The sequence below is a fragment of the Pseudomonas cichorii genome (assembly GCF_003700275.1).
Lineage (GTDB): Bacteria > Pseudomonadota > Gammaproteobacteria > Pseudomonadales > Pseudomonadaceae > Aquipseudomonas > Aquipseudomonas cichorii_B.
In genome coordinates this window covers 122863-146648 of record NZ_RBRE01000085.1, presented here as the reverse complement: position 1 = coordinate 146648, position 23786 = coordinate 122863, and the positions used below count along the sequence as shown (strand labels likewise).

The following is a 23786-nucleotide window of genomic DNA, read 5'->3' as shown; positions in this document are numbered from 1 at the left end:
CAGGCCTGACCTCTTTAACGTTCCCCGAAGAGCCTGTCTCTTCGGGGAACGTTTCGTCATACACAGTCGGTGATCGGCTTAAAGGGCGTGATTTTTCAGCTCGCGGGCAATCAGCAGGCGCTGGATTTCACTTGAGCCTTCGTAGATCTGGGTGATGCGCGCATCACGGTAATAGCGCTCGACGGGGTAGTCTTCAAGATAGCCGTAGCCGCCGTGAACCTGTATTGCCTTGGAGCAGACCCACTCGGCCATTTCCGAGGCGAACAGTTTTGCCTGCGAGGCTTCGGACAGACACGCCAGGCCGGCGCTGCGCAGGCGTGCGGCATGCAGGACCAGCAAGCGTGCGGCATTGATGCGGGTGTGCATGTCGGCGAGCATGTTGGCAATGCTTTGATGCTCGATGATCGGCTTGTCGAACTGGACCCGCTCGCGTGCATAGGCCAGGGCGGCCTCGAATGCTGCGCGGGCGATGCCCAGTGCCTGGGCGGCAATACCGATACGTCCGCCTTCCAGATTGGAGAGGGCAATCGCCAGGCCCTTGCCGCGCTCGCCCAGCAGGTTGGCGGCGGGAATCCGGCAGTTATCGAGGGTTACGGCGCAAGTGTCGGAGGCGCGAATCCCCATCTTGTGTTCACTGCGATCAACCACGAAACCGGGATTGTCGGTAGGGACCAGAAAGGCCGACAGGCCTTTCTTGCCAAGTTCGGGGTCGGTGACGGCAAACACGATCGCCAACTGTGCACGCTTGCCATTGCTGACGAACTGCTTGGCGCCGTTGATGATCCAGTGATCGCCCTGCAACTCGGCCCGGGTGCGCAGGTTGTGGGCTTCTGAACCGGCATGCGGTTCGGTCAGGCAGAAACAACCTATGGCCTTGCCGCTGGCCAGTTTCGCCAGCCAGGTCTGCTTCTGCTCCTCACTGCCGTAATTGAGGAGCGGACCGCAACCTACCGAACTGTGGACACTCATCAAGGTGCCGGTCGCTGCATCGGCCGCCGAGATTTCTTCGACGGCCAGGGCGTAGGCCACGTAATCGATATAAGTGCCGCCCCATTGCTCGGGCACGATCATGCCCAGCAGGCCCAGTTCCCCGAGCTTGTCGACCAGCTCATCGTCTATCCAGCCGGCCTTTTCCCAGGCCTGGGAGTGGGGCGCGATCTCGTTACGGGCGAAGTCGCGCGCCATGTCGCGGATCATCACCTGTTCTTCGCTCAGTTCGATATCGTGCATGACTCACACCTCCAGACCGCTGAAGAAACTCTCCACATGCCCGCTATTCAAGTCCTGCACGCTGGAAGGCTTCCATTGTGGGTTTCTATCCTTGTCGATGATCAGGGCGCGTACGCCTTCGATCAGGTCGCCATGCTCGAACCATTGACGATCCAGATGCAGTTCCATGCTGAAACAATCCTGAAGCGACAGGTGCCGGCCGCGGCGCATCATTTCCAGGGTTACAGCCATTGCCAGCGGAGAGTGGCCCAGCATCAGCCCGGCGGTCTGCAATGCCCAGTCATGGGTATCGGCAACCGTAACCTGCTGCAACTGTTCAATGATGCTCGGTAAATCCGGCAAGCCGAAGAAGTGGTCGATGGCCGGCCGCAGAGCTTCCAGGGGCGGAGACGGCAGGCGCTGGGTGGCCAGCTTGGCCATGGCGCCCTGCAGATCCTTGAGGGGCGTGGATTTCCACTTCAGGTGATCGAGCATGTGGTCCAGTCGCGGCAGCATTGTGCTGTTCATCGACCAGTCGGCAAGGCCGCAGTACAAGGCATCGGCCGCGCCGATCTGGACGCCGGTGACCCCCAGATAGGTGCCCAGTTCGCCAGGTATGCGCGGCAGGAAATAACTGCCGCCGACATCCGGAAAATAACCGATGGCCACTTCCGGCATGCCCAAGCGGCTGCGCTCGGTGACCACCCGCAGATCGGCGCCCTGCACCAGTCCCATGCCGCCGCCCAGCACCAGGCCATCCATCAGGGCCAGCACGGGTTTGCGGTAATGGTGAATGGCCAGATCCAGTGCATACTCTTCGACGAAGAAGGTCTGGTGCTGGCTCTTGTCGCTCTTGTAGCTGTCATACAGCGAACGAATATCGCCACCGGCACAAAATGCCTTGTTGCCAGCACCGCGCAAGACGACGGCATAGATCATGGGATCTTCGGCCCATGCATCGAGCTGGCGTTGCAGGGTACGGATCATGTCCAGATCGATAGCGTTCAGGCTGGCGGGGCGATTCAGAGTGAGATGACCGATATGGTTGCGCACCTCCACCAGAACCGGTTTCTGGCTGGGCTTGTGAGCCGAGGGAGCGGGTGAAGCCTGTGAACTCATACTGAACTCCTTGTTCGTTTGCTCTTCTTTTAATTGTTATTTTTAGCGTGAGGCAGATCCTAGCAGCGCTGATGAGCAAAGCAAAATTGCGCTTAAGCATAGACTGACGTTGCAATTTTCCAGCGACGGTGTGGATTTTTCGCGAATAAATCGGCTCCTACACCTGAAACCGGGGAAAGCAGAAAGGAATCCATGAAAGACAAATACGCCCCCCGCCAATGGGAGCCTCACGAGCGACCGACAATGCCGGGCTCGCCGTCCACGCCGTTGCACCCGACGGCCAGACGTTGGGCCTTCGCGCTGGTGGGGGTGATCGTTGCCTTGACCGGTGGCCTGGGCAACGCGCTGGTAGTGGCCAACCTGCCATATTTGCAGGGTGCACTGGGTGCGACCTCGGCGGACATCGCCTGGTTGCCGGCGGCCTACATCATGACCAACGTGTCGATGAACCTGCTGTTGGTGAAGTTTCGCCAGCAGTTCGGTTTGCGTGCGTTCACCGAATTGTTTCTGGTGCTGTATGCGCTGGTGACCCTGGCCCATCTGTTCGTCAATGACATCGAGTCGGCGGTTGCGGTGCGGGCCGCGCACGGCATGGTCGGGGCTGCGCTCAGTACCCTCGGGCTGTATTACATGATCCAGGCCTTCCCCCAGAAGTGGCGACTCAAGGCCCTGGTGCTCGGGCTGGGTACGGCGCAGCTGGCCACACCACTGGCACGGCTGGTGTCCGAAGACCTGTTGCAGATCGCCGAGTGGCGTGGCCTGTATCTGTTCGAGCTGGGCATGGCGCTGTTGTCGCTGGGCTGTGTGCTGATGCTCAAGCTGCCACCCGGTGACCGCTTCAAGGCTTTCGAGAAACTCGATTTCCTGACCTTTGGCCTGCTGGCCACCGGCTTTGCCCTGTTGTGTGCGGTGTTGTCGCTGGGGCGCATTGAGTGGTGGCTGGAGGCGCCTTGGATCGGTATTGCATCGGCCGCGTCCATCGCCCTGATCTGCGCCGGGCTGGCCATTGAGCACAACCGCAGCAACCCCTTGCTGATTACCCGCTGGCTGGGCAGCGGGGCGATCCTGCGCCTTGGCCTGGCAGTGATCCTGTTTCGTATCGTGCTGTCCGAACAGTCTGTCGGCGCCGTAGGTTTTCTGCAGACCCTGAACATGGGCAGCGAGCAGCTTCACAGTCTGTATCTGGTCATGCTTTTGGGCAGCATTGCCGGGTTGGCGGTCAGTGCCTTGACCATCAATCCGGCGCACCTGATCAAGCCCTTGCTGATTTCCCTGGCGATGATGGCCGTCGGTGCCTGGATGGACAGCGGTTCCACCAGCCTGACCCGGCAATCAAACATGTACTTCAGCCAGTTCCTGCTGGCATTCGGCGGCACCTTCTTTCTCGGGCCGACGCTGGTACTGGGGATCAGCGGCGTGATCGCCAACCCGCGCAACATGGTGAGTTTTTCCGTGCTGTTCGGGATTACCCAGAACATTGGCGGGCTGATCGGCTCTGCGGCGCTGGGCACTTTCCAGATCGTGCGGGAGAAGTTTCACTCCAGTCATCTCGTCGAACACCTGACCCTGCTCAACCCGTTGGTGCAGTCCCGTTTGCAAAGCGCAGGAGGCAGTTACGCCTCGGTGATTGCCGACCCCGCGTTGCGCAATACCCAGGGCATTCGCTCGCTGTCGACCCTGGCGACCCGTGAGGCCAACGTCCTGGCCTACAACGATGTATTCATGTTGATTGCAGTGATCGCCGTACTGACGATGATCTGGATCTCGGCCCGTGTACTCTGGCTGAAAATGACCACCCGACCGATTGCATCGACGCCTGCTTCGCCCGTTACTTCACCTTCCGTCCCCAGCCGTGGCGCCAACCCTTCATGAATGAACCGACTCAACCAGGCTCCAATGCCCGTGACAACGCCGATAGCATCCAGGCGCCCGACAGTCCGCCGCCACCGCCGGTGACCACGCCGCCCACCAGTGAGCCACGTTCCCGGCGCAAGCGCATCATCTCCACCTCGATCTTTGCCGGGATTGCCCTGGCAGGCGTGCTGATCGTGTTGTACGCCTGGGAGTTGCCGCCGTTCACCAGCCCGATCCAGAGCACTGAAAATGCCCAGATTCGCGGCCAGACGACCATCATTGGTACACAGTTGAACGGCTATGTGCATGAAGTGCCAGTGCAGGACTTCCAGTTCGTCAAGACCGGCGATCTGCTGGTGCGCCTGGATGACCGCATCTATCGGCGCAATCTGGAACAGGCCGTTGCGCAACTGGCGGTGCAGAAAGCCGCCCTGGCCAATAACCTGCAACAGCGGCGCAGTGCCGAAGCCACCATCGTTCAGCGGCAGGCTGCCTTGCAGAGCAGCATCGCCCAGGGCAGCAAGAGCGCGGCCGACCTGCGTCGCAGTCAGGCGCTGGTCACCGATGGCTCTGTGTCGCGCAGCGAACTGGACGTCTCGCGTGCTGCCGATGCCCAGGCCATTGCGGCGGTGGCCGAAGCCCGGGCCGCGTTGCAGATATCCCGTGAAGACTTGCAGACCGTGATCATTAACCGCGACTCGTTGCAGGCGTCGGTGGAAAATGCGCAGGCGGCAATCGAACTGGCCCGCATCGACCTGGACAATACCCGCATCCTCGCGCCCCGCGACGGGCAACTGGGGCAGATTGGCGTGCGCCTCGGCGCTTATGTGAATTCGGGCGCGCAACTCATGGCGCTGGTGCCCAACCGCTTGTGGATCATCGCCAACCTGAAGGAAACCCAGATGGCCGATGTACGCCTTGGCCAGTCGGTGAGCTTTACCGTCGACGCCTTGAACAACCGCCGCCTGAGCGGACGTGTCCAGCGCATCTCGCCGGCTGCCGGCTCGGAGTTCAGCCTGCTGCCCGCCGACAACGCCACCGGCAACTTCGTGAAAATCTCCCAGCGGATTCCGGTACGCATCATCGTCGATCCCGACCAGCCAGAAGTCGAGCGACTGAGGCCCGGCATGTCGGTGGTGGTACGCATCGATACCCAATCAGGGGGTGATGTACCGCCAGAGCCGTAGATCAAGCCTGTGTGCAGACCTTGTGGGAGCAGATTGATCCGCGAAATCCCTCAATAATCCCCGCGCTTGCGAAACGCCCAGCGCCCGGCAATCAGGGTAAAGGTCGCCACCAGTGCCACCAGCACCCAGAATCCTTCCGGGTCTGAAGCCAGCGGAATACCGCCGACATTCATGCCGAAGAAACCGGCGACGATATTGATCGGCAAGGCCAGCACCGTGACCACGGTCAGGGTAAACAGCGTGCGGCTGCTTTGCTCGTTGAGGTTGGCGGCGATTTCTTCCTGCAACAGCTTGATGCGCTCGCCCAGGGCCATCAGGTCGCTGATGACCAGCGCCGACTCCTCGGTGGACTGGCGCAGCGCCTGCACATCTTCTTCGCGCAGCCAGTGCGGCGGACGGTGCAACAGGCGCATCAGCGAACCGGGCTCCAGCGCCAGCAGGCGTTGCAGACGCACCAGCACCCGGCGCATGGCACCGAGTTCCGAGCGGTTGTTGCTCAGGCGCTGGGAGAGCAACTGGTCTTCGATCCTGTCGACACTGATACTGGTCTTGCGCAGGAACTGGGTCAGCACTTCACCCTGATCGCTGAGCAAGTGAGCCAGCAGTTCCAGAGGCGAGTGGAACTGTTCGCCACGCTTGACCGCCGAACGCAGCTTGTCGACCGAGCGCAAGGGTTGCAGGCGTGCGGTGATCATCAGGTGGCTGCGGGTACAGACCCACAAGGTCGAGATGTCGGTCGACAGCATGTTGAAGTCGAACACCACATCGTTGACCACCGCCAGCAATGCAGAGTCGATGTGCTCGATGCGGGTCGAGCGCGAGCCTTCGTTCAGCGCCTCGAAAAACTCCTCCGGCAGTTGCAGGTGAGTCTTCATCCAGCGTTCGCAGGCTGCATGCGAGAGGTTGAGGTGCAGCCAGATGAAATCGTCGTTGTCCGGGGGATTCTGCAGGTAATCCATGACCGCGCTGGAACCGATTTCCTGACCGCGCTCACCCGGACAAAAGCGAAAGCCATACAGCAGGCCAAACAGATCCGAATCCTGATGCTGCGCAATGCTGTGGTTCATGGCTTTCCACGTGCAATCCTGCCCGGAGCGGGGAGGTGAAGCGCGCATCATGACAAGCTGTCATGACATATTTGTGACTGGATGTTACTGCCTGTTTCCGGTCGGCAAGGGCTAGACCATCGCCAGCGGACGCTTACGGGTCGGCACCGGCCAGGCCAGATCGAGAGTGCTCAGGTCCTGCGCAGTCAGGACGATTTTCTCGGCCTCGATATTGAGGCGGATGTGCTCGGGATTGGTCGCCTTGGGGATGGCCAGCATGTTCGGCTGGCGCAGCACCCAGGCCAGACTGATCTGGGCCGGCGTGGCGCTATGGCGATTGGCGACTTCGTGCAGGGCAGGGTGATAGAGCAGGTCGCCGGCCTGGCCGATCGGGCAGTACGCCATGATCGGCAAGTGCCGGTCACTGGCCCACGGCAGCAGGTCGAACTCGATGCCGCGCTGTTCGGGGTTGTACAGCACCTGATTGGTGGCACAGCGCGGGTCGTCCAGTTCCATCATGTCCGACACATCGAAATTGGAGACACCCCAACTGCCGATCTTGCCCGCTTCACGCAACCGCTCGAACGCTTCCACGGTTTCGCCCAGCGGGTAGTTGCCCGGCCAGTGCAGCAGGTAAAGATCGATGTAGTCGGTATTCATGCGTCGCAGGCTGGCTTCGCAGGCCTTGGGGATGCCTTCGCGACTGGCGTTGAACGGGTAGACCTTGCTGACCAGAAACACCTTGTCGCGCTGGCCGGCAATGGCTTGCCTGACTACCTCTTCGGCGCCGCCGTCGGCATACATTTCTGCCGTGTCGATCAAGGTCATGCCTTGCTCGATGCCCATGCACAACGCGGCGATTTCCGCCGAGCGCTGAGCGCTGCTTTCGCCCATGTGCCAGGTGCCTTGACCCAGCACCGGGACACTTTTGCCTGCCAGTTCCAGTGTGCGCATACGACCCCCTGCAAATAAATGGACAGGCCTCAGGCAACAAAGGCTGCACGAGGTTCCGTGCAGCCTGTCATGCGGTACGACTTAAACGCGGAATTGTTTCAGCAAACCATTCAACTGCTCGCTCAAACCCCGCAGGTGCTGGCTGGCAGCGGTGGACTGTTCGGCCGCCAGTGCCGTGCCCTGGGACAGCTGCGCGGCCTGGGTGACGTTCTGGTTGATGTCATCGACCACATGCGATTGCTGCAGAGTCGCGCTGGCAATCGAGGCGTTCAGGCTGTTGAGGTTGCGCAAGGCCTGGCTGATGGAGGTCAGGCTCTGGCCGGCCTGATTGGCCTGCTCGATGGTCAGTTGCGAAGAACGGCTGCTGTCGCCGATCACCTTGACCGCCGCGTCGGAGTGCCGCTGCAGGCGCTCGATCATGCCCTGAATCTCGGCGGTGGACTTCTGGGTCCGCTGGGCCAGCAGGCGTACTTCGTCGGCCACTACGGCAAAGCCACGGCCTTGCTCGCCGGCGCGTGCGGCTTCGATGGCAGCGTTGAGTGCCAGCAGGTTGGTCTGTTCGGCAATCGAGCTGATCACTTCCAGAACGCCACCGATCTGCGTGCTTTCGCTGGCCAGGGTCTGCATCACTTCGACGGCCTGGCCGATGGTGCCGGACAAGTGGTCGATCTGGCGCAGGCTGTTATCGATATTGACCTGGCCCTGTTGCGCCTGGGATTCGGCATCGCGCATTTCGCTGGCGGCGTGTTCGGCGTTCTTGGCGACGTCCTGCACGCCGTAGGTCACTTCGTTGACCGCGGTGGCTACCAGGTCCATCTGCTGGGATTGCTGCTGGCTGCGGCTTTGTGCCTGCTCGGCGCTGTTGCCCAGTTCGCTGGAAGCCTGACCCAGGTCCACGGCCGAAGACTGCAACTCGATGACCACGCTGCGCAGCTTGGCGGTGAAGGCGTTGAAGTGTTTGCCCAGCAGGGTGATTTCGTCGTCGCCCTGGGTTTCCAGGGTGCGGGTCAGGTCGCTTTCGCCGCTGGCGATATTGGCCATGGCGTTGACGGTCATGCGCAACGGCAGGACGATGCTGCGCACAATCAAAGTCACCAGCAGCGCCAGAACCAGGACAATGCCTGCGCTGAACAGCACTGCATTCCACATTTGCTGCTTGAATTCTGCGGCGACGTCATCGACATACACGCCCGAACCGATGATCCAGCCCCAAGGCTGGAACAGTTGTACATAAGAGGTCTTTTTCACCGGTTCGCTGGCGCCCGGTTTTGGCCAGCGGTAGTTAACAAGCCCGGCGCCCTTGCTCTTGGCCACGACCACCATTTCATTGAACAGCGCAAAGCCGTCCGGGTCCTTCACGCCCGAAAGATCCTGGCCATCGAGCTTGGGGTTGGCCGGGTGCATGATCATCACCGGGCGCATATCGTTGATCCAGAAATAGTCGTTCTGGCCGTAACGCAAGGCCTTGATGGTATTGAGCGCCTGCTGCTGCGCGGCCTCGCGGGTCAGGGTGCCAGCGGCTTCCAGCCCCTGGTAATAAGTCAGCACGCCGCCGGCGGCCTGCACCACGTGAGTGGTTTTCTCGGCTTTGGCCAGATAAAGATCGTCATGAATCTGCTTGAGCATGGCTGCTGCCAGAACAAAGAGCATCAGCACAGACACAATGAGAATCAGCCATAGCCGCCGACTAATGGATAAACTGCGCATATTCATGATCTTCACCCTAATTCGTTGTTTTTCTTTTTTTATGAGTCATCAGGCAATCCGGTGCTCTGACGTTCAGCTTTTCTCTACATGATGTCGGCGTAACATGACTAAATCTGAGACAACAGTCACGCTTTTTTAGACGTCGCCTGCATATAGCCAAAGGCTTACACGAACAGACGCCATCCGCTCTAGCTCCGCCATCATGACAAATGTAGGATCCAATTCAACAACTGCAGCGAAGGATCGATGCAGCGATAAGGGAAGATCGGCCATTGCCAGGAGGCTACTGACAGGATGTCGGGATGGTGTTGTGTGCAAAACGACCCGCTTCGGCGGGTTTTTTGTTTTCAGCGCAAACTGTTGGAGCGAATTCATTCGCGAGCGCGAAGCCTTTGATCCGCAGCAGTTGTAGCGCCTGTTCTGGCCCCTTCGCGGATGAATCCGCTCCTGGCTTGTTCAGCAAGTCAATCCAGCTCACAGCCCTTGAGCACCAGCCGCAGTATGGTCCGGGTGGCCGCTTCATAATCCTCGTCTTCAAGCCGGGTCTTGCCGGTAACGATGGATATCTGCCAGTCGAAGTCGGCATAGGTCTGGGTTGCAGCCCAGATGGTGAACATCAGGTGATGAGGGTCCAGCGGCGCAATCTGGCCACTGTCGATCCAGGCCTGGATGCATTCGATATTGTGCCTGGCCTGGCCATTGAGCTGTTCGATCTGCTCGGGCGTCAGGTGCGGGGCGCCGTGCATGATCTCGCTGGCGAAGACTTTCGAGGCGAAGGGCAGGTCGCGGGAAATCTGGATTTTCGAGCGGATGTAGCTGCTCAGCACTTCGGCCGGGACCCCTTGCGGGTTGAAAGGCGTCGAGGCGCGCAGGATCGGCTCGATGATGCTTTCCAGCACCTCGCGATAAAGGTTGTCCTTGGACTTGAAGTAGTAATAGACATTGGGCTTGGGCAGCCCGGCCTTGGCGGCGATATCGCTGGTCTTGGTCGCGGCGAAGCCCTTGTCGGCAAACTCTTCGCTGGCCGCGCGCAGGATCAGTTCTTTGTTGCGCTCGCGAATACTGCTCATGACCCAGATTCCTGCACGGCGGGCGCGCATGGTAGCACCGGCCTCGCGCAAGGCTCAATAATCAGGCCTTGCGCGGATCATGCCCGGGTCAGCGATCAGCCATCCTTGAACAGGAAGCTGTAGGCATTGAGGGCCGGTACGCCGCCGAGGTGGGCGTAGAGCACTTTCGAGCCTTCGGGGAATTCGCCGTTGCGCACCATGTCGATCATGCCGTGCATGGATTTGCCTTCATAGACCGGATCGGTCAGCACACCTTCCAGGCGCGCGCACATGCGAATCGCTTCAAGGGTGCCTTCGTTGGGCAGGCCGTATTCGGGGTAGGCGTAACGGGTGTCGAGGACCACATCCTCAGCAGTGATTTCACGACCCAGCTCCACCAGTTCGGCCGTGTGCCTGGCGATACGCAGTACTTGTTCGCGGGTCTGTTCCGGTTTTGCCGAAGCGTCGATCCCGATCACTCGTTGCGCCCGGCCATCGGCGGCAAAGCCGACCAGCATGCCGGCATGAGTGCTGCCGGTGACCGAGCAGACCACGATGTAATCGAACTTGAAGCCCAGTTCCTCTTCCTGCTGGCGTACTTCATCGGCAAAACGCACGAAACCCAGGCCGCCGTAAGGGTGCTCGGAGCAACCCGCTGGAATCGGGAAAGGCTTGCCGCCGCTGGCGACCACATCGTCCATGGCTTTTTCCCAGCTTGGACGGATCCCGATGTCGAAGCCTGCCGAATCCAGGCGCACGTCAGCGCCCATGATCCGCGACATCTCGATATTGCCCACGCGGTCATATACCGCGTCGGAGTAGTTGACCCAGTTCTCCTGAACCAGCACGCATTTCATGCCCAGGTGAGCGGCGACGGCGGCCACCTGGCGGGTCTGGTTCGACTGGATACCGCCGATGGACACCAGCGTGTCGTAACCACCTTCGATGGCTTCCGGAACGAGGTATTCAAGCTTGCGGGTCTTGTTGCCACCAAAGGCCAGACCGCTGTTGCAGTCTTCCCGCTTGGCATACAACTCGACCTTGCCACCCAGATGCTCGCTGAGGCGCTTGAGCGGGGTAATCGGCGAGGGACCGAAGGTCAGGGGATAGCGCTTGAATTTGCTCAGGTTCATATCGAGTCTCCATGGGAAGGAATATCCAGCGCGTTATCAGCGTGCTGGCGATGGACCTATCATAGAAAAATGCTCGAAAATCGTGGTTGCAAAGAATTGTCTATTCAAGAAATGAAAGTTAGTCTCAGGCAATCTAAAACTAATTTAATTTCTTGAAAGTGCTTATGAAAGCAATAAATGAACGCAACAAGAAACCGGATTCCGACGGCACGCTGCTGCTGGACCGGATTGACCGGGCAATTCTCAAGACGCTGCAGCGGGATGCCTCGATTTCCAACGTGGCGCTGGCGGAAAAGGTCAAACTGAGCCCGCCGGCCTGCCTGCGACGTGTCGAGCGCCTGAAGGAAGCCGGGGTCATAAAGGGTGTGGTTGCGCTGCTCAATGGCGAAGCGCTCGACGCGGGTATGGTGGTGTTGATCGGCGTGGTGCTGGACCGCTCCACCCCGGACTCATTCGCCCAGTTCGAGGCAGCGGCGCAAAAGGTCTCCGGTTGCATGGAGTTTCATGTGGTGACCGGCGAGTTCGACTACTTCATGTTGTTGCGCACCAAGGACAGCCAGAGCTTTAACCGGCTGCACGCCGAACAGCTCCTGTACCTGCCGGGTGTGCGGCAGATCCGCTCTTTCATGGGCTTGCGCCAGGTGCTTTCGACCACCCTGATTCCGCTTTGAGCAAGGCTCAGGACGGCGACATGAAGTGATCCTGCAGGTAGCGCTTCACCAGATGCCGGGTCGCTGCGAGGATTTCTTCTACCTGTACGTCCATCGATGCCTTGGACGGAGCCTGTTCCTCGAATTGCTCCAGCTCGAAGAAATGCAGCTTGTGCCCGCAGACCGAACCCAGCCACGACAGACGCGCCCGGTCACCGGCTTCCACATCCAGCAAATGGCAGGTCTTGGGGATTGAACTCAACAGGCCATCGGCTTCGCAACTCGATGGCTTTTGCGCACTGAAGGCCTGGCTCTCGGCATGCAGCCATTCCTCTTCCAGCTGGCTCGACTGCTTGATGACCAGATAAGCCACCTGTTCCCAGTCGCTGATTTCGCTGTGCAGTGTTTCGATGAGGTAACTGGGCAGGCTGGCGTTGGAAATGATGATGACGCCGGTTTCCTGAGAGGTGGGTTTCAGCCAGTGCGCTCGTTGCGAATCAATGTCCATAACAGCCCCTTGTGGTGGGTGCAGCGATCAATAACCGGATTTTCCGATGCAACACTTACGCCACAAGCCTGGCTGATTGCGCACTTCGGCGACTGTTTCAAACGTTCGCCAATTGTGTCGGTCAGAGACTGATAGCGGCGTGCATGGGCCATGCCTTGTGATTCAATAGGCGCCGTTTTTTGTTTTTCTATTTGTTAAAGGATATTGATTGTGGCTGCTGGAAGCTTGCTGACTCTGCTCGATGACATTGCAACCCTGCTCGATGATGTGGCGCTGGCCACCAAAAAGACCGCAGGGGTTCTGGGCGATGACCTGGCCCTCAATGCGCAACAAGTCACCGGCGTCTCGGCCGATCGCGAGTTGCCGGTGGTGTGGGCGGTGGCCAAGGGCTCATTGCTCAATAAAGCGATTCTGGTGCCGGCGGCCTTGCTGATCAGCGCCTTTGCGCCATGGGCAATCCTGCCGTTGTTGATGATTGGTGGCGCCTACCTGTGTTTCGAGGGCGCGGAGAAGATCGCCCACAAATGGCTGCACCCCGAAACCGGGCAGGAGCACGAAGAACGCAAGCAGGCTGCCGCAAGCGCGACGACGGATAGGGTGGCGTTCGAGAAGGCACGCATCAAAGGCGCGATTCGTACCGACTTCATTCTTTCGGCGGAAATCATCGTCCTGGCCCTGGGCGTGGTTTCAAGTCGGCCGTTTCTGGATCAGGTCGGCGTGCTGGTGATTGTCGCCGTACTGATTACCGTCGGCGTCTATGGCCTGGTGGCCGGTATCGTGAAACTCGATGACCTGGGGCTGCACCTGAAAAAAAGCGCCAGTTCAGCCATGCAAAGCCTGGGCAACGGGTTGCTGCGGCTGGCTCCGGTATTGATGAAACTGCTGTCGATACTTGGCACCGCTGCGATGTTCATGGTCGGCGGCGGCATTCTGGTTCACGGCTTGCCGTTTGCCCATCACTGGGTCGATGGCGTAACCGAAAGCGCGGCCAGTGCTGTGGGTGGTTTCTCGATAGTCTTGCCAACCCTCATCGATGCCCTTGCAGGCATCATCGCCGGTGCAGCGCTGGTGGTCGTGGTGACGCTGGCGGGCAAGGTGTTCAAGTCGGCCAAGGGCTGAACAGGCCCTGGCCGCTATTTCTGAGTGATCAGTTGGCCGATGCCAGGGTCTGCTTCGCTACCCTGGCAGGTGACGCCTGAAGGGCTGATCGCCCATAAAAGGCCAGGGCAGTCAGCAACATGGTCAGCCAGACCAGGATTCCAGACCAGAAAGTGTGGGACATGAAGTGCCAGCCTTGCAGGACTCGGGTGGTGCCATAGACCATGCCCAGCAACAGCGTCCATGCCAGCAGTTTGCGCGCATGTCGCCAACGGTAGCGGCGGGCGACGAAGTACAGCGCCAGCAGGGTAAAACCGCTTGAGGCATGCCCGCCCGGCCAGCAACGGCCCTTGCCGGCTTCATGCAGAAGATTGAAGTTCTCGAACCATTCCCGCTTTTCCTGAGTGCCGCCATACAAGGTGGTTTCAACAGGGCAATAGACACTGGTATGGCTCTTGAAATAATGGACCATGCCAGTGGTTATCGAGAAAGCGACCACCACGAAGATAAAGTCACGGCGATGGCGGGCAAGAAACTCAAGTGCTTTGGCGATGCGAAGCTTTTCCAGCCGAGCAATCAAGTGCCGATGTCTGTCGGCCCTGAGCCTGGGCCATACAAATGAAAGCACGGCCCCCATGAGCGCCAGTTCGCCGGTCCAGTCCGGAATGATGCGTGGCCAGCGATGGGTAATGTTTTCAAAAAGCCTGTCGTGCTGGAACGGGAAGACCTGAGTGACAGGGTCATACAGCAGATTGCTGAGGGTGACATCGAGTTCGGTAAGGTCGAAGACGACAAAGAGCAGAGCAGCCAGCAATAACGGTATGCCGACATTCATCAGATAGAAGCGGTTTCCTGGAGTATTCACGCGACCGGGTTCCTGGTGGTTTAAGGGTGTTGCGGCATGACGGATTTCCAGTCCTGGGCATCGAGAAAGCCCAGAACCCGAGCGCTGTTGTGTTGGCGGTCAATGGCCACGAACAGGGCGCTGCCATAGTCGGGAACGGTGCGCGCCGATACTTTCAGTGACTTCTCCAGTTGGTCGAAGCACTCGCTGTGAGTGATCAGCACCATGTTTCTCTGATCGACTTTGCGCTGCTGTACATCGTCCAGCAGGGAGTGGCGACAGTTGGCCAGCCAGGCCTGATCGATACTTGCGCCCTTGAAGGCAAAGCTTGCGGTCTGGGCCGTGCGCTGCAGAGGGCTGTTGAAGATATCGGTGTGGTTCAGGCCAAGAGCGCGGAAGGAGTCGCCCAGCCCCTGTGCCACAAGCTGGCCTTTACGGGTAATGCCGTCGCGCGGCCCGAGGCAGGGATTGGTCGAGTGATCGCAACGTTCGGCATGGCGCACCAGAACCACCAGATCACCTTCGGCCCAGTGGGCAAGTACACGGGCTTTGCGCAGGTTGTTGCCTTGTGACAGGTCGAGCGGGCCAGAAGGCATCAGCAGGTAGGTACCCAGCCAGAAAAGAGCCAATGCAAATGGCAATAGCCAGAGCGCTCGTGGGGAACGGGTGAGGTTTTTAAGGCCAGTGTGGCTGGCAATGTCCAAGTAGTTGTATTGAGATTGGCTATTCAACGCTGGGTCGCCTTCACGAGGAAAGGAGATAACTGGACCGCAGCTTAGGGCGCGACAAGTTAATGACTTGTCGGCGCTATGTGAAAAAACAGTTGAAGAGCATCTGTTCGGCAGGGGTGAGGGGCAACGTTATTGCCTGCCTCACCGATAGCGGGTGTGATCAGAAGAATACTTTGACCAACAGGCTGGCAGTGTTCTGGTCGGTATCGAAGGATGAAGTGTCCTTGATCCCGTACTTGTTGCTCCAGTAGTCGTACTCGATACCGACGTACAGCTGCTTCTCGGGGAAATCCAGTGCCTTGCCCAGGTCGTATTTGATCTGCGGGTTGATGTGCAGGTTGGCGTGATAAGTGCCGCGGGCGTTCTTGTCGTTGTCCACGACCCAGTCGATGAAACCGTCGATCACTACATCGGACTTGCCGGCAGCAATGGTGTAGGACCACACCGGCGTGATCTGCCACACACCGTCACCCGGACGATTGCCTTCGGTCTGGCGCTGGTAGAAGTTGAGCTGGAAGTAGTCGAAGCCCGGAATGTTCAGATCAAAGCCCGGACCGATCAGGTACGACTCGTTATCACCTTCGCCAAACTCATAGGTTGCGGCCAGCAGCACGTCCGAGATCGGGCCAAGTTCAAACTTCTGGCCGAAGATCTTGCCCATCGACAGGCGTGGCGAGAACTCGCCGTAATAGGTGTTCGGGCCGCTGTTCGCATCTTTCTTGCCGTTGTAGAAAATCTTGTCGACGAAGAAGAAGTTGTCGCCGTACTTCCAGCCATCAGCATGTTCAAAAGTGAAGGTCTGCTGGATTTCCGGGTTGACCGTGAAGTCCCGGCCATTGAGGTAGGTCAGGCTGTTGGTCTGCCATTGAAACAGATCGGCGGCCATGGCCGGGCCTGCGGTCAGCAGACTGCCGGCCAGTAACAGGCTGGAGAAAGTGCGGTTCATGTGGGTGCTCCCTTGAGATTGGATCGTTATTCTTGAGGTAGGCGTTCTGTGGATGACGCCTTTTCTCGGTCTGTAATAAATTGTCTGTCTGGTCAGCTTTGTGTTGTTAGCAAGAGCTGAGCCAAACCACGGAAATAAAGCCGAAGTGATTCCTCAACGATGAGGAGTCATCGGTTCCTGATGTTTTTCCGGGGGCGTAGCGTTTTCAGGCCGGCTGCTTCACAGCGGCGGCGGAGAATACTGGCTGTCGGGCACGGGCTCAAGTGCTCCAGGACGGGGCGATAGAGTCGAAAGTAGGGCAGTTCAGGACTGTGGGAGGCAACTTGCTGGCGACTTTACCGTTGTCGCCAGCAAGCTGCCTCCCCGAGGACAGAGCCAATTCATTCGCGAACGGGATCAGCGAATACTGGCGCCCTGGTCGATCCAGGCACCCAGCATATCCCGCTCCTGCTGGGTCATCTGGGTGATATTGCCCAGCGGCATGATCGGGGCGGTGATGGCCTGGGCCTTGATGCGCGGGGCCAGTAGCTGGATCTGCTCGGCCGTGTCGAACATCACGCCGGCAGGCGCTGTACTGAACAGCGTGCTGGTGGGATTGGCCGAATGGCAAACGGTGCAGCGTTGCTGGATGACTTCATGGACTTTGCCGAACTCTATTCCGGCAACCTTGGCGGGTTCAGCCGGTGCAGGCGCGGCAACCGGTTCGGGGCGCTTTTCATCGGCCCGGTAACCACCCACGGCCGTGCCGGGTAGCGGCTGGTATTGGATTTTCTGGGCCTGCGCAGGCATGTGCGGCTGTGCCGGGCCAGTGACGTAGGCCAGACACAACATGCCCAGTGCGGCGACCGGTAAGGTCCAGGCGAACCGGTGGTTGTCATGCCGGGTATTGAAGTAATGCCGCACCAGCACCGCCAGCAACGCGATGCCCGCCAGAATCAGCCAGTTGTATTGACTGCCGTAGGTGCTCGGAAAATGGTTGCTGATCATGATGAACAGCACCGGCAGGGTGAAATAGTTGTTGTGCCGCGAGCGCAGCAGGCCTTTGGCGGGCAGGGCCGGGTCCGGGGTGCGATTCTCGGCAATCGCCGCAACCAGTGCGCGCTGGGCCGGCATGATAATGCGGAACACGTTGCCGACCATGATGGTGCCCATGATGGCGCCTACATGCAGATAAGCCCCGCGACCGCTGAACACCTTGCTGAAGGCAAACGCTGCAGCCACCAGCAGCACGAACAGAATGACGCCCAGCAACACCGGGCGTTTGCCCAGTGCCGAGTCGCACAGAAAGCTGTACACGAACCAGCCCACGAACAATGAGCCGAGGCCGATCAGGACACCTTCAGCGCCCGACAGGCTGCTGCCCGGCGCCAGCAGATAAAGTACCGGATTGGCGTAGAACACCACACACAGCAGCGCTACCCCGGACAACCAGGTTGAATAGGCTTCCCATTTGAACCAGTGCAGGTTCTCGGGCATGGTCGGTGGCGCGAGCTTGTATTTTTCCAGGTGGTAGATGCCGCCGCCGTGAATGGCCCACAGATCTCCCGACAGGCCATCGCGCGGATTGGAGCGATTGAGGTTGTTTTCCAGCCAGACGAAGTAGAACGACGCACCGATCCACGCCACGCCGACAATCATGTGAATCCAGCGTATGCCCAGATTCAGCCATTCCATCAGATGTGCCTGCACGATATTTCCCTTTCCCGGCCACCACTTGACGGGGGCTCAGGCCCTTTCTGGTGTGTTGGGGTCGAGAACCAGTTTCTGGCTCTCTTCAAAGTAATGCTCATCGCAGTTGTTGCCTGTGCCACTGCGATCAACCACCAGGAAGTCATCCCGCTTTTCGATCGTCAGCACCGGATGGTGCCAGATGCCGCGATGGTAATTGATACCCTGCCTGCCGTTGGACACGAAGGCGCGGGTCAGCTCTGATTGCGGTGCATCGCCAAGTGGCGCGACCACGATCAGAAAAGGATTGCCGAGCAGCGGTATGAACGCCTGGCTGCCCAGCGGATGGCGCTCCAGCATGGCAATGGTCAACGGCATGTCCAGCGCCTCGGCGCGGAAGATGCTGATGATTGCCTTGTCGTCTGGCGTGGCGGTTTGCACCTCGGCCAGACGATGAAAGCGCTGTGTCGAACCGTTGTTGATCATGAAATGCGCGCTGCCATCGGTTTCGATCACATCACCGAACGGGGCAAAGGCTTCTTTGGTCAACGGCTCGATAATCAGTTTGCGCATGAAAGTATCTCTAGGCCAGTAGCAGCGAATTCATTCGCGAACGAGGTGCAAATTCAGCCTCGGCGTCGCCTGCTGCATTGCTTCGCGGATAAATCCGCTCCTACCGGGTTATGTATTTATTTGGTTATTTTGCCCAGGACCCGCAACCGGCTCACGCCACCATCCGGGAAAACATTCAGGCGGATGTGGGTGATCGGGCCGATGGCCTTGATCTGTTCGGCGAACTCATGTTCGGCGTGCATGCTCAGTTTCTGGCTTGGCAGCAGTTCGCGCCAGAACAAACTCTGGGTTTCGATCTGGCTGTCGGTGCCGCCTTTGACGAACGCGCCCTGGATCGAGCAACTGTCCGGGTAGTTGCCCTTGAAGTGCAGGGTATCGACGATGACTTTTTCCACTTCGCCAGGATGCCCCAGCGCCACGATCACCCAGTCATTGCCCGGCGTGCGGCGGCGTGCGGTTTCCCAGCCGTCGCCCATGTTCACGCCGCGGCCCGGATTGAGGATGTTGCTCATGCTGCCGTAGTGCTCGTCGGAACAGGCAATCGAACGGCCGCCATTGAGGGCCGCTGCCAGATCGATCTGCTCGCTGGCGTTGACTGCGGACCAGTCGCGAAACGGGATGCCATGCACGCGCAGACGCGCCACGCCGCCATCGGGATAGATATTGAAGCGCAGGTGGCTGAACGCCTGATCGTTGCCTATTTCATGGTAATGATGGCTGTTGCCTTGCAGCTCGACCGAAGGCAGCACCTCGACCCATTGGGTGTTTTCATCCGGATCGCCCGAAGCCAGGAAGCAGGCTTCCAGCGAGGCGGAAGGCGGGAAGTTGCCGGTAAAGAACGACGTGTCGATGTCCACGCCCTTGATGGTGCCCGCCACGCCCAGGCGGATTACCGCGCTGTCATAACCCTCGAAACGCTTGCGCCGCGACTCCCAGCCGTCCATCCATTTGCCGTTGTCATCGAACACGCCTTCCTTCCACACCGCTGGAGTAGGCTGGAACAGGCGATTGGCATCGGCGAACCAGTCATCAGTAACGCAAAGGATTTTGGTTCCCAGGCGGGCATCGGCCAGATTGACGAACTTCTCAAAGGGTGCGGCGTAAACTTTCATTCTTTTTGTCTGCCTTTCTCAATGGGCTTGGGAGGGATTACAGGGGTTGCAGGCGAAACAGGGCAATCTTGTTGATTTCGGCCAGCGCGCAGGCGAACTCGGCCTCTGCCGAATGCTGGATGCGCTGCTCGAAGGCCGCGAGGATCTTGTGCCGGTCGCTGCCCTTGACCGCCATGATGAACGGAAAGCCGAACCTGGCCTTGTAGGCCTGATTCAGCTCGGTAAAACGCTGAAACTCTGCGGCGCTGCATTGATGAATGCCGGCGCCGGCCTGCTCGCTGCTACTGGCTTCGGTCAGCTCACCGGCAACCGCGGCCTTGCCAGCCAGGTCCGGGTGGGCATTGATCAGCGCCAGTTGCCGTTCATGACTGGCGCTGAGCAGGATCTCGCTCATTCGCGCATGCAGGTTTTCGACCTGATCCAGTTCAAGGTTCAAACCCTGGTCATAAGCCTGTTCTGCGACCCAGGGCGAATGCTCGTAGATGTCGGCAAAGGCCGCAATAAAAGCATCACGGCTCAGGGACGAGGGCGTCAGCGTCTGAAAGTGGCTCATTGTTGTTCGGCCCTGGCGCTGAATGGATGTTGCGCATGCCAGTGACGGGCAATGTCGACCCGGCGCGTGAACCAGACCTGCTCATGGCCTTTGGCGTATTCGATGAAACGCTTGAGCGCCGCCAGCCGGGCAGGGCGGCCGATCAACCGGCAATGCAGGCCGATGGAAAGCATTTTCGGCGCCTCGGCACCTTCGGCATACAGCACGTCGAAGGCATCCTTGAGGTACTGGAAAAACTGCTCGCCATTGTTGAAACCCTGCACCTGGGTGAAGCGCATGTCATTGGTGTCCAGCGTGTAGGGAATCACCAGGTGCGGCTTGCCTGTCGGATTGTTCGGCTCCCAGTAGGGCAGGTCGTCATCATAAGTGTCGCAATCATAGAGAAAGCCGCCTTCCTCCATCACCAGACGCCGGGTGTTGGGCCCGGTGCGCCCGGTGTACCAGCCCAGCGGACGTTCGCCGCTGATTTCGGTGAGAATGCGGATCGCCTGGAGCATGTGTTCGCGCTCCTGGGCTTCGTCCATGTTCTGATAGTCGATCCAGCGATAGCCGTGGCTGCAGATTTCATGGCCATCGGCGACCATGGCGCGGATCACATCCGGATGCCGCTGGGCGGCCATGGCCACGGCAAAGATGGTCAGCGGGATATCGAACTGCTTGAACAGCTTGAGGATGCGCCACACACCGGCGCGACTGCCGTATTCGTAAAGCGACTCCATGCTCATGTTGCGCTGGCCTTGCAACGGCTGCGCGGCGACCATCTCGGACAGGAACGCTTCGGACTCCTTGTCGCCATGCAGAATGTTACGCTCGCCGCCTTCCTCGTAATTGAGCACGAAGGACAGGGCGATGCGGGCATTGCCGGGCCAGTGAGGATGGGGCGGATGGCTGCCGTAACCGATCAGGTCGCGTGGATAGTCAGCGCTCACAGCAAGCTTCCTTATGTGCGTGAAATCGGGAGCGGGGCATGCCTGTTCGGCAGAAACCGCGATGCACGGATTGTATACAAAATAATAGGTGCATTGTCATTGGTGTATTTTGTGCTTCGGTGCGATGGGTCATGCAATAAACTTGCCTGACCGGTCAGCTTAAAAGGAAAAATCTCAATACTTTCCTTTGCTTCAGCATTCATGGGGTTCTGGAGCGACCTGGATATTTCAGACCTTATCGCTGCCGGTTTTATTGTGTACAAGTTTTTTGAAAAGTGTCTTAATCGAGTTCTTCCAGGCAGCGGCAGGCACCTCGATGGTGCAGCATGCCCGTCATCCACATCATCCAGAAGGCGCAGATATCCATGGGACGCTTGACCACGCATGTGCTGGACGCCGCACACGGTTGCCCCGGCAGCGGCATCCATATCGAGCTGTATCGGGTTGAGGGCGAGCGCCTGGAGCGGGTCGCCACAGCGCTGACCAACAGCGATGGCCGCTGTGATGCGCCCTTGTTGCAGGGCGAAGAGTATCGTTCGGGTGTCTACCAGTTGCAGTTTCAGGCCGGCGATTACTACCGGGCGCGTGGCGTGACCTTGTCGGGACCGGCCTTTCTCGATGTGGTGGTGCTGCGCTTCGGGATTGATGCAGCTCAGGAGCACTATCACGTGCCGCTGCTGGTTTCGCCTTACAGTTACTCGACCTACCGTGGCAGTTGATCCGTCGCCAGCAAGCTGCCTGCCACAGGGCTGTGAAGCACGCCTTGTGGTAGCGCACTGTGTACAATGCGCCGGTCCCAGGCCGTAACCCCCTTGCGCACGAGTGCCCATGAACGAACAGTCCCTGCCCCTCAAGAAACAGCCGCGTACGGCCAAGTCAGCCCGAAATGCGACCCAGGACGATATCGTCTATGCGCATATCTTCGAGGTCATTCTTGAGCAGCGACTGGCGCCGGGCACCAAACTCAGCGAAGAAGCACTGGGCGAGATCTTTGGCGTAAGTCGCACCATCATTCGTCGCGCGCTGTCGCGGCTGGCCCATGAAGGCGTGGTGCTGCTGCGCCCCAACCGCGGTGCAGTGGTCGCCAGCCCCAGTGTCGAAGAAGCGCGCCAGGTGTTCTTCGCCCGCCGCATGGTGGAAAAGGCCATTACCGAACTGGCGGTCGAGCACGCGACGACCGAACAACTGGCCCAATTGCGGCAGATGGTCAGTGACGAGCGCGACAGCTTTGCCAGAGGCGACCGCGGCGCCGGGATTCGCCTGTCCGGCGAGTTTCACCTGCAACTGGCAGTCGCGGCGAAAAACGCTCCGCTGATCAGCTTTCAGCGCAGCCTGGTATCGCAGACTTCACTGATCATCGCCCAATACGAAAATGGCAACCGCACCCATTGTTCCTACGATGAGCACAACCAGTTGATCGACGCCATCGAAGCCCGCGATGCGGCACGGGCGGTGAAGCTGATGATGCATCACATGGACCACATCGACAGCAAACTCAACCTTGACGACGACGGCGCGTCCGACGATTTGCATGCCGTGTTTTCCCATCTGATGCAGGGCAAGAAGAAGCCCGGCAAGGCCTCCTGAGCCTTCACCGATCAGCCGCGCTCATGCACCAGTTGCCCGGCTGACCAGGTCTGGCGCACCGTGCGGTCATCGCCGAGGGTCATCAACACGAACAGAATCTCGGCAATGTCCCTGGCCTGTTTCAAGCGATAGGCCAGCAGCGGCGTGGCGTTGTAATCCAGTACCACAAAGTCGGCTTCGTTGCCGGGTTGCAGGCTGCCGATCCGGTCGTCCAGGCGCAGTGCCCGTGCGCCGCCCAGCGTGGCCAGGTACAGCGACTTGAACGGGCTGAGCCGGGCACCTTGCATCTGCATGACCTTGTAGGCTTCGTTCAGCGTCTGCAGGATCGAAAAACTGGTACCGCCGCCGACATCGGTACCCAGCCCGACATGGATGCCATGCTTCTCCGCCTGCGGCAGGTTGAACAGGCCGCTGCCCAGAAACAGGTTGGAGGTCGGGCAGAAGGCGATGGCCGAGCCGGTTTCTGCCAGGCGTGCGCACTGTTCGTCGCACAGATGCACGCCATGGGCGAACACCGAGCGTTCGCCCAGCAGCTTGAAATGGTCGTAGACGTCCAGATAGTTTTTCCGCTCCGGAAACAGCGCCTTGACCCATTCGATTTCCTGCAGGTTTTCGCTGATATGCGTCTGCATATAGAGGCCGGGATATTCGCTCAGCAGCTTGCCGGCCAGGCTTAATTGCTCCGGCGTGCTGGTGGGCGCAAAGCGCGGGGTCACGGCATAGCTCAGGCGGCCATTGCCGTGCCAGCGCTCGATCAGCGCCTTGCTGTCGGCGTAGCTGGACTGCGGCGTGTCGACCAGATAGTCCGGCGCGTTGCGGTCCATCAGCACCTTGCCGGCGATCATGCGCAGGTTGAGTTGCCGGGCGGCGCTGAAAAAAGCTTCCACCGATTCCTTGTGCACGCTGCCGAACACCAGCGCGGTCGTGGTGCCGTTGCGCAGCAGTTCCTTGAGAAAGATATCGGCCACTTGCGCGGCATGCGCCGGGTCGGCGAACTGGCTTTCGCAAGGGAAGGTGTAAGTGTCGAGCCAGTCCAGCAGTTGCTCGCCATAGGCGCCGATCATGCCGGTCTGGGGCAGATGGATATGAGTGTCGATAAAGCCGGGAGTAATCAGTGCATCCTGATATTCGATCAGCTCGACATCGCTGCCGAGCGTGCCCAGCAGATCGGCGGCATGGCCGACGGCAACTATCCTGTCGTTCTCGACCAGCAACAGGCCGTCGGCGAAATATTCGTAGGACGCTTCGACCGCCACTGTGGCGGGGTCGGCGATGCTGTGCACGATGCTGGCACGGTAGGCTTTTTTGTAGCGGGCAACTGAAGTCATG

23 protein-coding genes are annotated in these 23786 nt (G+C 59.4%); 6 read left to right on the top strand and 17 right to left on the bottom strand.

Annotated elements, in window-relative coordinates; genetic code table 11:
- Positions 1-78 precede the first annotated feature (78 nt).
- Positions 79-1230 (bottom strand): acyl-CoA dehydrogenase family protein, encoded by a 1152-nt coding sequence (locus ALQ04_RS22910; RefSeq protein ID WP_122318005.1) that lies wholly within the window; start codon positions 1228-1230, stop codon positions 79-81.
- A gap of 3 nt (positions 1231-1233) precedes the next feature.
- Positions 1234-2328 (bottom strand): enoyl-CoA hydratase/isomerase family protein, encoded by a 1095-nt coding sequence (locus ALQ04_RS22905; RefSeq protein WP_122318004.1) that lies wholly within the window; start codon positions 2326-2328, stop codon positions 1234-1236.
- A gap of 192 nt (positions 2329-2520) precedes the next feature.
- On the opposite strand from ALQ04_RS22905, the gene ALQ04_RS22900 reads away from it, so the two are divergent.
- Together ALQ04_RS22900 and ALQ04_RS22895 are read left to right on the top strand one after the other, a co-directional pair.
- Entirely contained in the window at positions 2521-4200 is a 1680-nt protein-coding gene (locus tag ALQ04_RS22900) for an MFS transporter (protein ID WP_122318003.1), read from the top strand.
- On the top strand, positions 4197-5369 hold the full coding sequence (locus ALQ04_RS22895) for an HlyD family secretion protein (protein ID WP_122318002.1): 1173 nt from the start codon (positions 4197-4199) through the stop codon (positions 5367-5369). Before ALQ04_RS22900 ends, ALQ04_RS22895 begins: the two co-directional genes overlap by 4 nt.
- A 50-nt stretch (positions 5370-5419) precedes the next feature.
- Here ALQ04_RS22895 and ALQ04_RS22890 read toward each other — a convergent pair whose 3' ends face one another.
- The 5 genes from ALQ04_RS22890 to ALQ04_RS22870 form a co-directional block, all read right to left on the bottom strand.
- Positions 5420-6436, bottom strand: a complete 1017-nt coding sequence (locus ALQ04_RS22890; RefSeq protein ID WP_122318001.1) for a transporter — start codon at positions 6434-6436, stop codon at positions 5420-5422.
- 111 nt (positions 6437-6547) lie between these two features.
- Positions 6548-7369 carry an aldo/keto reductase gene (locus ALQ04_RS22885; RefSeq protein ID WP_122318000.1) on the bottom strand — a complete coding sequence of 274 codons (822 nt, stop codon included), beginning with the start codon at positions 7367-7369 and terminating at the stop codon, positions 6548-6550.
- A gap of 81 nt (positions 7370-7450) precedes the next feature.
- Complete coding sequence (locus ALQ04_RS22880; protein ID WP_122317999.1) at positions 7451-9082, bottom strand: methyl-accepting chemotaxis protein; 1632 nt, start codon at positions 9080-9082, stop codon at positions 7451-7453.
- A gap of 458 nt (positions 9083-9540) precedes the next feature.
- Positions 9541-10146, bottom strand: a complete 606-nt coding sequence (locus tag ALQ04_RS22875; RefSeq protein ID WP_122317998.1) for a TetR/AcrR family transcriptional regulator — start codon at positions 10144-10146, stop codon at positions 9541-9543.
- A gap of 95 nt (positions 10147-10241) precedes the next feature.
- Complete coding sequence (locus ALQ04_RS22870; RefSeq protein ID WP_122317997.1) at positions 10242-11258, bottom strand: 1-aminocyclopropane-1-carboxylate deaminase; 1017 nt, start codon at positions 11256-11258, stop codon at positions 10242-10244.
- 164 nt (positions 11259-11422) lie between these two features.
- Here ALQ04_RS22870 and ALQ04_RS22865 point away from each other — a divergent pair, with 164 nt between their 5' ends.
- The gene (locus tag ALQ04_RS22865) at positions 11423-11929 is read left to right on the top strand and encodes an Lrp/AsnC family transcriptional regulator (RefSeq protein WP_122317996.1); all 507 of its coding nucleotides are present in this window, start codon (positions 11423-11425) and stop codon (positions 11927-11929) included.
- A gap of 7 nt (positions 11930-11936) precedes the next feature.
- Here ALQ04_RS22865 and ALQ04_RS22860 read toward each other — a convergent pair whose 3' ends face one another.
- Positions 11937-12416 (bottom strand): transketolase, encoded by a 480-nt coding sequence (locus ALQ04_RS22860; RefSeq protein ID WP_122317995.1) that lies wholly within the window; start codon positions 12414-12416, stop codon positions 11937-11939.
- A gap of 210 nt (positions 12417-12626) precedes the next feature.
- Between ALQ04_RS22860 and ALQ04_RS22855 the strand changes: the two genes are divergently transcribed.
- Positions 12627-13535, top strand: coding sequence for a DUF808 domain-containing protein (locus ALQ04_RS22855; RefSeq protein ID WP_122317994.1), 909 nt, complete (start codon positions 12627-12629; stop codon positions 13533-13535).
- A gap of 28 nt (positions 13536-13563) precedes the next feature.
- Here ALQ04_RS22855 and ALQ04_RS22850 read toward each other — a convergent pair whose 3' ends face one another.
- From ALQ04_RS22850 to puuE, 8 genes are all read right to left on the bottom strand, one after another.
- Positions 13564-14349 (bottom strand): phosphatase PAP2 family protein, encoded by a 786-nt coding sequence (locus tag ALQ04_RS22850; RefSeq protein WP_409077286.1) that lies wholly within the window; start codon positions 14347-14349, stop codon positions 13564-13566.
- Positions 14350-14399: 50 nt separating this feature from the next.
- On the bottom strand, positions 14400-15089 hold the full coding sequence (locus ALQ04_RS22845) for a histidine phosphatase family protein (protein ID WP_259645071.1): 690 nt from the start codon (positions 15087-15089) through the stop codon (positions 14400-14402).
- 160 nt (positions 15090-15249) lie between these two features.
- Entirely contained in the window at positions 15250-16035 is a 786-nt protein-coding gene (locus ALQ04_RS22840; protein ID WP_122317992.1) for an outer membrane protein OmpK, read from the bottom strand.
- 396 nt (positions 16036-16431) lie between these two features.
- The gene (locus ALQ04_RS22835; RefSeq protein WP_122317991.1) at positions 16432-17724 is read right to left on the bottom strand and encodes a urate hydroxylase PuuD; all 1293 of its coding nucleotides are present in this window, start codon (positions 17722-17724) and stop codon (positions 16432-16434) included.
- Between the two features lie 36 nt (positions 17725-17760).
- The gene (locus ALQ04_RS22830; protein ID WP_122317990.1) at positions 17761-18276 is read right to left on the bottom strand and encodes an ureidoglycolate lyase; all 516 of its coding nucleotides are present in this window, start codon (positions 18274-18276) and stop codon (positions 17761-17763) included.
- Between the two features lie 116 nt (positions 18277-18392).
- Entirely contained in the window at positions 18393-19388 is a 996-nt protein-coding gene (alc, locus tag ALQ04_RS22825) for an allantoicase (protein WP_122317989.1), read from the bottom strand.
- Between the two features lie 37 nt (positions 19389-19425).
- Complete coding sequence (uraD, locus tag ALQ04_RS22820; protein WP_122317988.1) at positions 19426-19941, bottom strand: 2-oxo-4-hydroxy-4-carboxy-5-ureidoimidazoline decarboxylase; 516 nt, start codon at positions 19939-19941, stop codon at positions 19426-19428.
- Positions 19938-20870, bottom strand: coding sequence for an allantoinase PuuE (gene puuE, locus ALQ04_RS22815; RefSeq protein WP_122317987.1), 933 nt, complete (start codon positions 20868-20870; stop codon positions 19938-19940). The genes uraD and puuE overlap by 4 nt, the downstream gene beginning before the upstream one ends.
- Positions 20871-21235: 365 nt before the next feature.
- Here puuE and uraH point away from each other — a divergent pair, with 365 nt between their 5' ends.
- Together uraH and ALQ04_RS22805 are read left to right on the top strand one after the other, a co-directional pair.
- Complete coding sequence (gene uraH, locus ALQ04_RS22810) at positions 21236-21589, top strand: hydroxyisourate hydrolase (protein WP_122318028.1); 354 nt, start codon at positions 21236-21238, stop codon at positions 21587-21589.
- A 109-nt stretch (positions 21590-21698) separates the two neighbouring features.
- The gene (locus ALQ04_RS22805) at positions 21699-22457 is read left to right on the top strand and encodes a GntR family transcriptional regulator (RefSeq protein ID WP_122317986.1); all 759 of its coding nucleotides are present in this window, start codon (positions 21699-21701) and stop codon (positions 22455-22457) included.
- An 11-nt stretch (positions 22458-22468) separates the two neighbouring features.
- Here ALQ04_RS22805 and guaD read toward each other — a convergent pair whose 3' ends face one another.
- The gene (gene guaD, locus ALQ04_RS22800; protein ID WP_122317985.1) at positions 22469-23785 is read right to left on the bottom strand and encodes a guanine deaminase; all 1317 of its coding nucleotides are present in this window, start codon (positions 23783-23785) and stop codon (positions 22469-22471) included.
- Between the last annotated feature and the right edge of the window lies 1 nt (position 23786).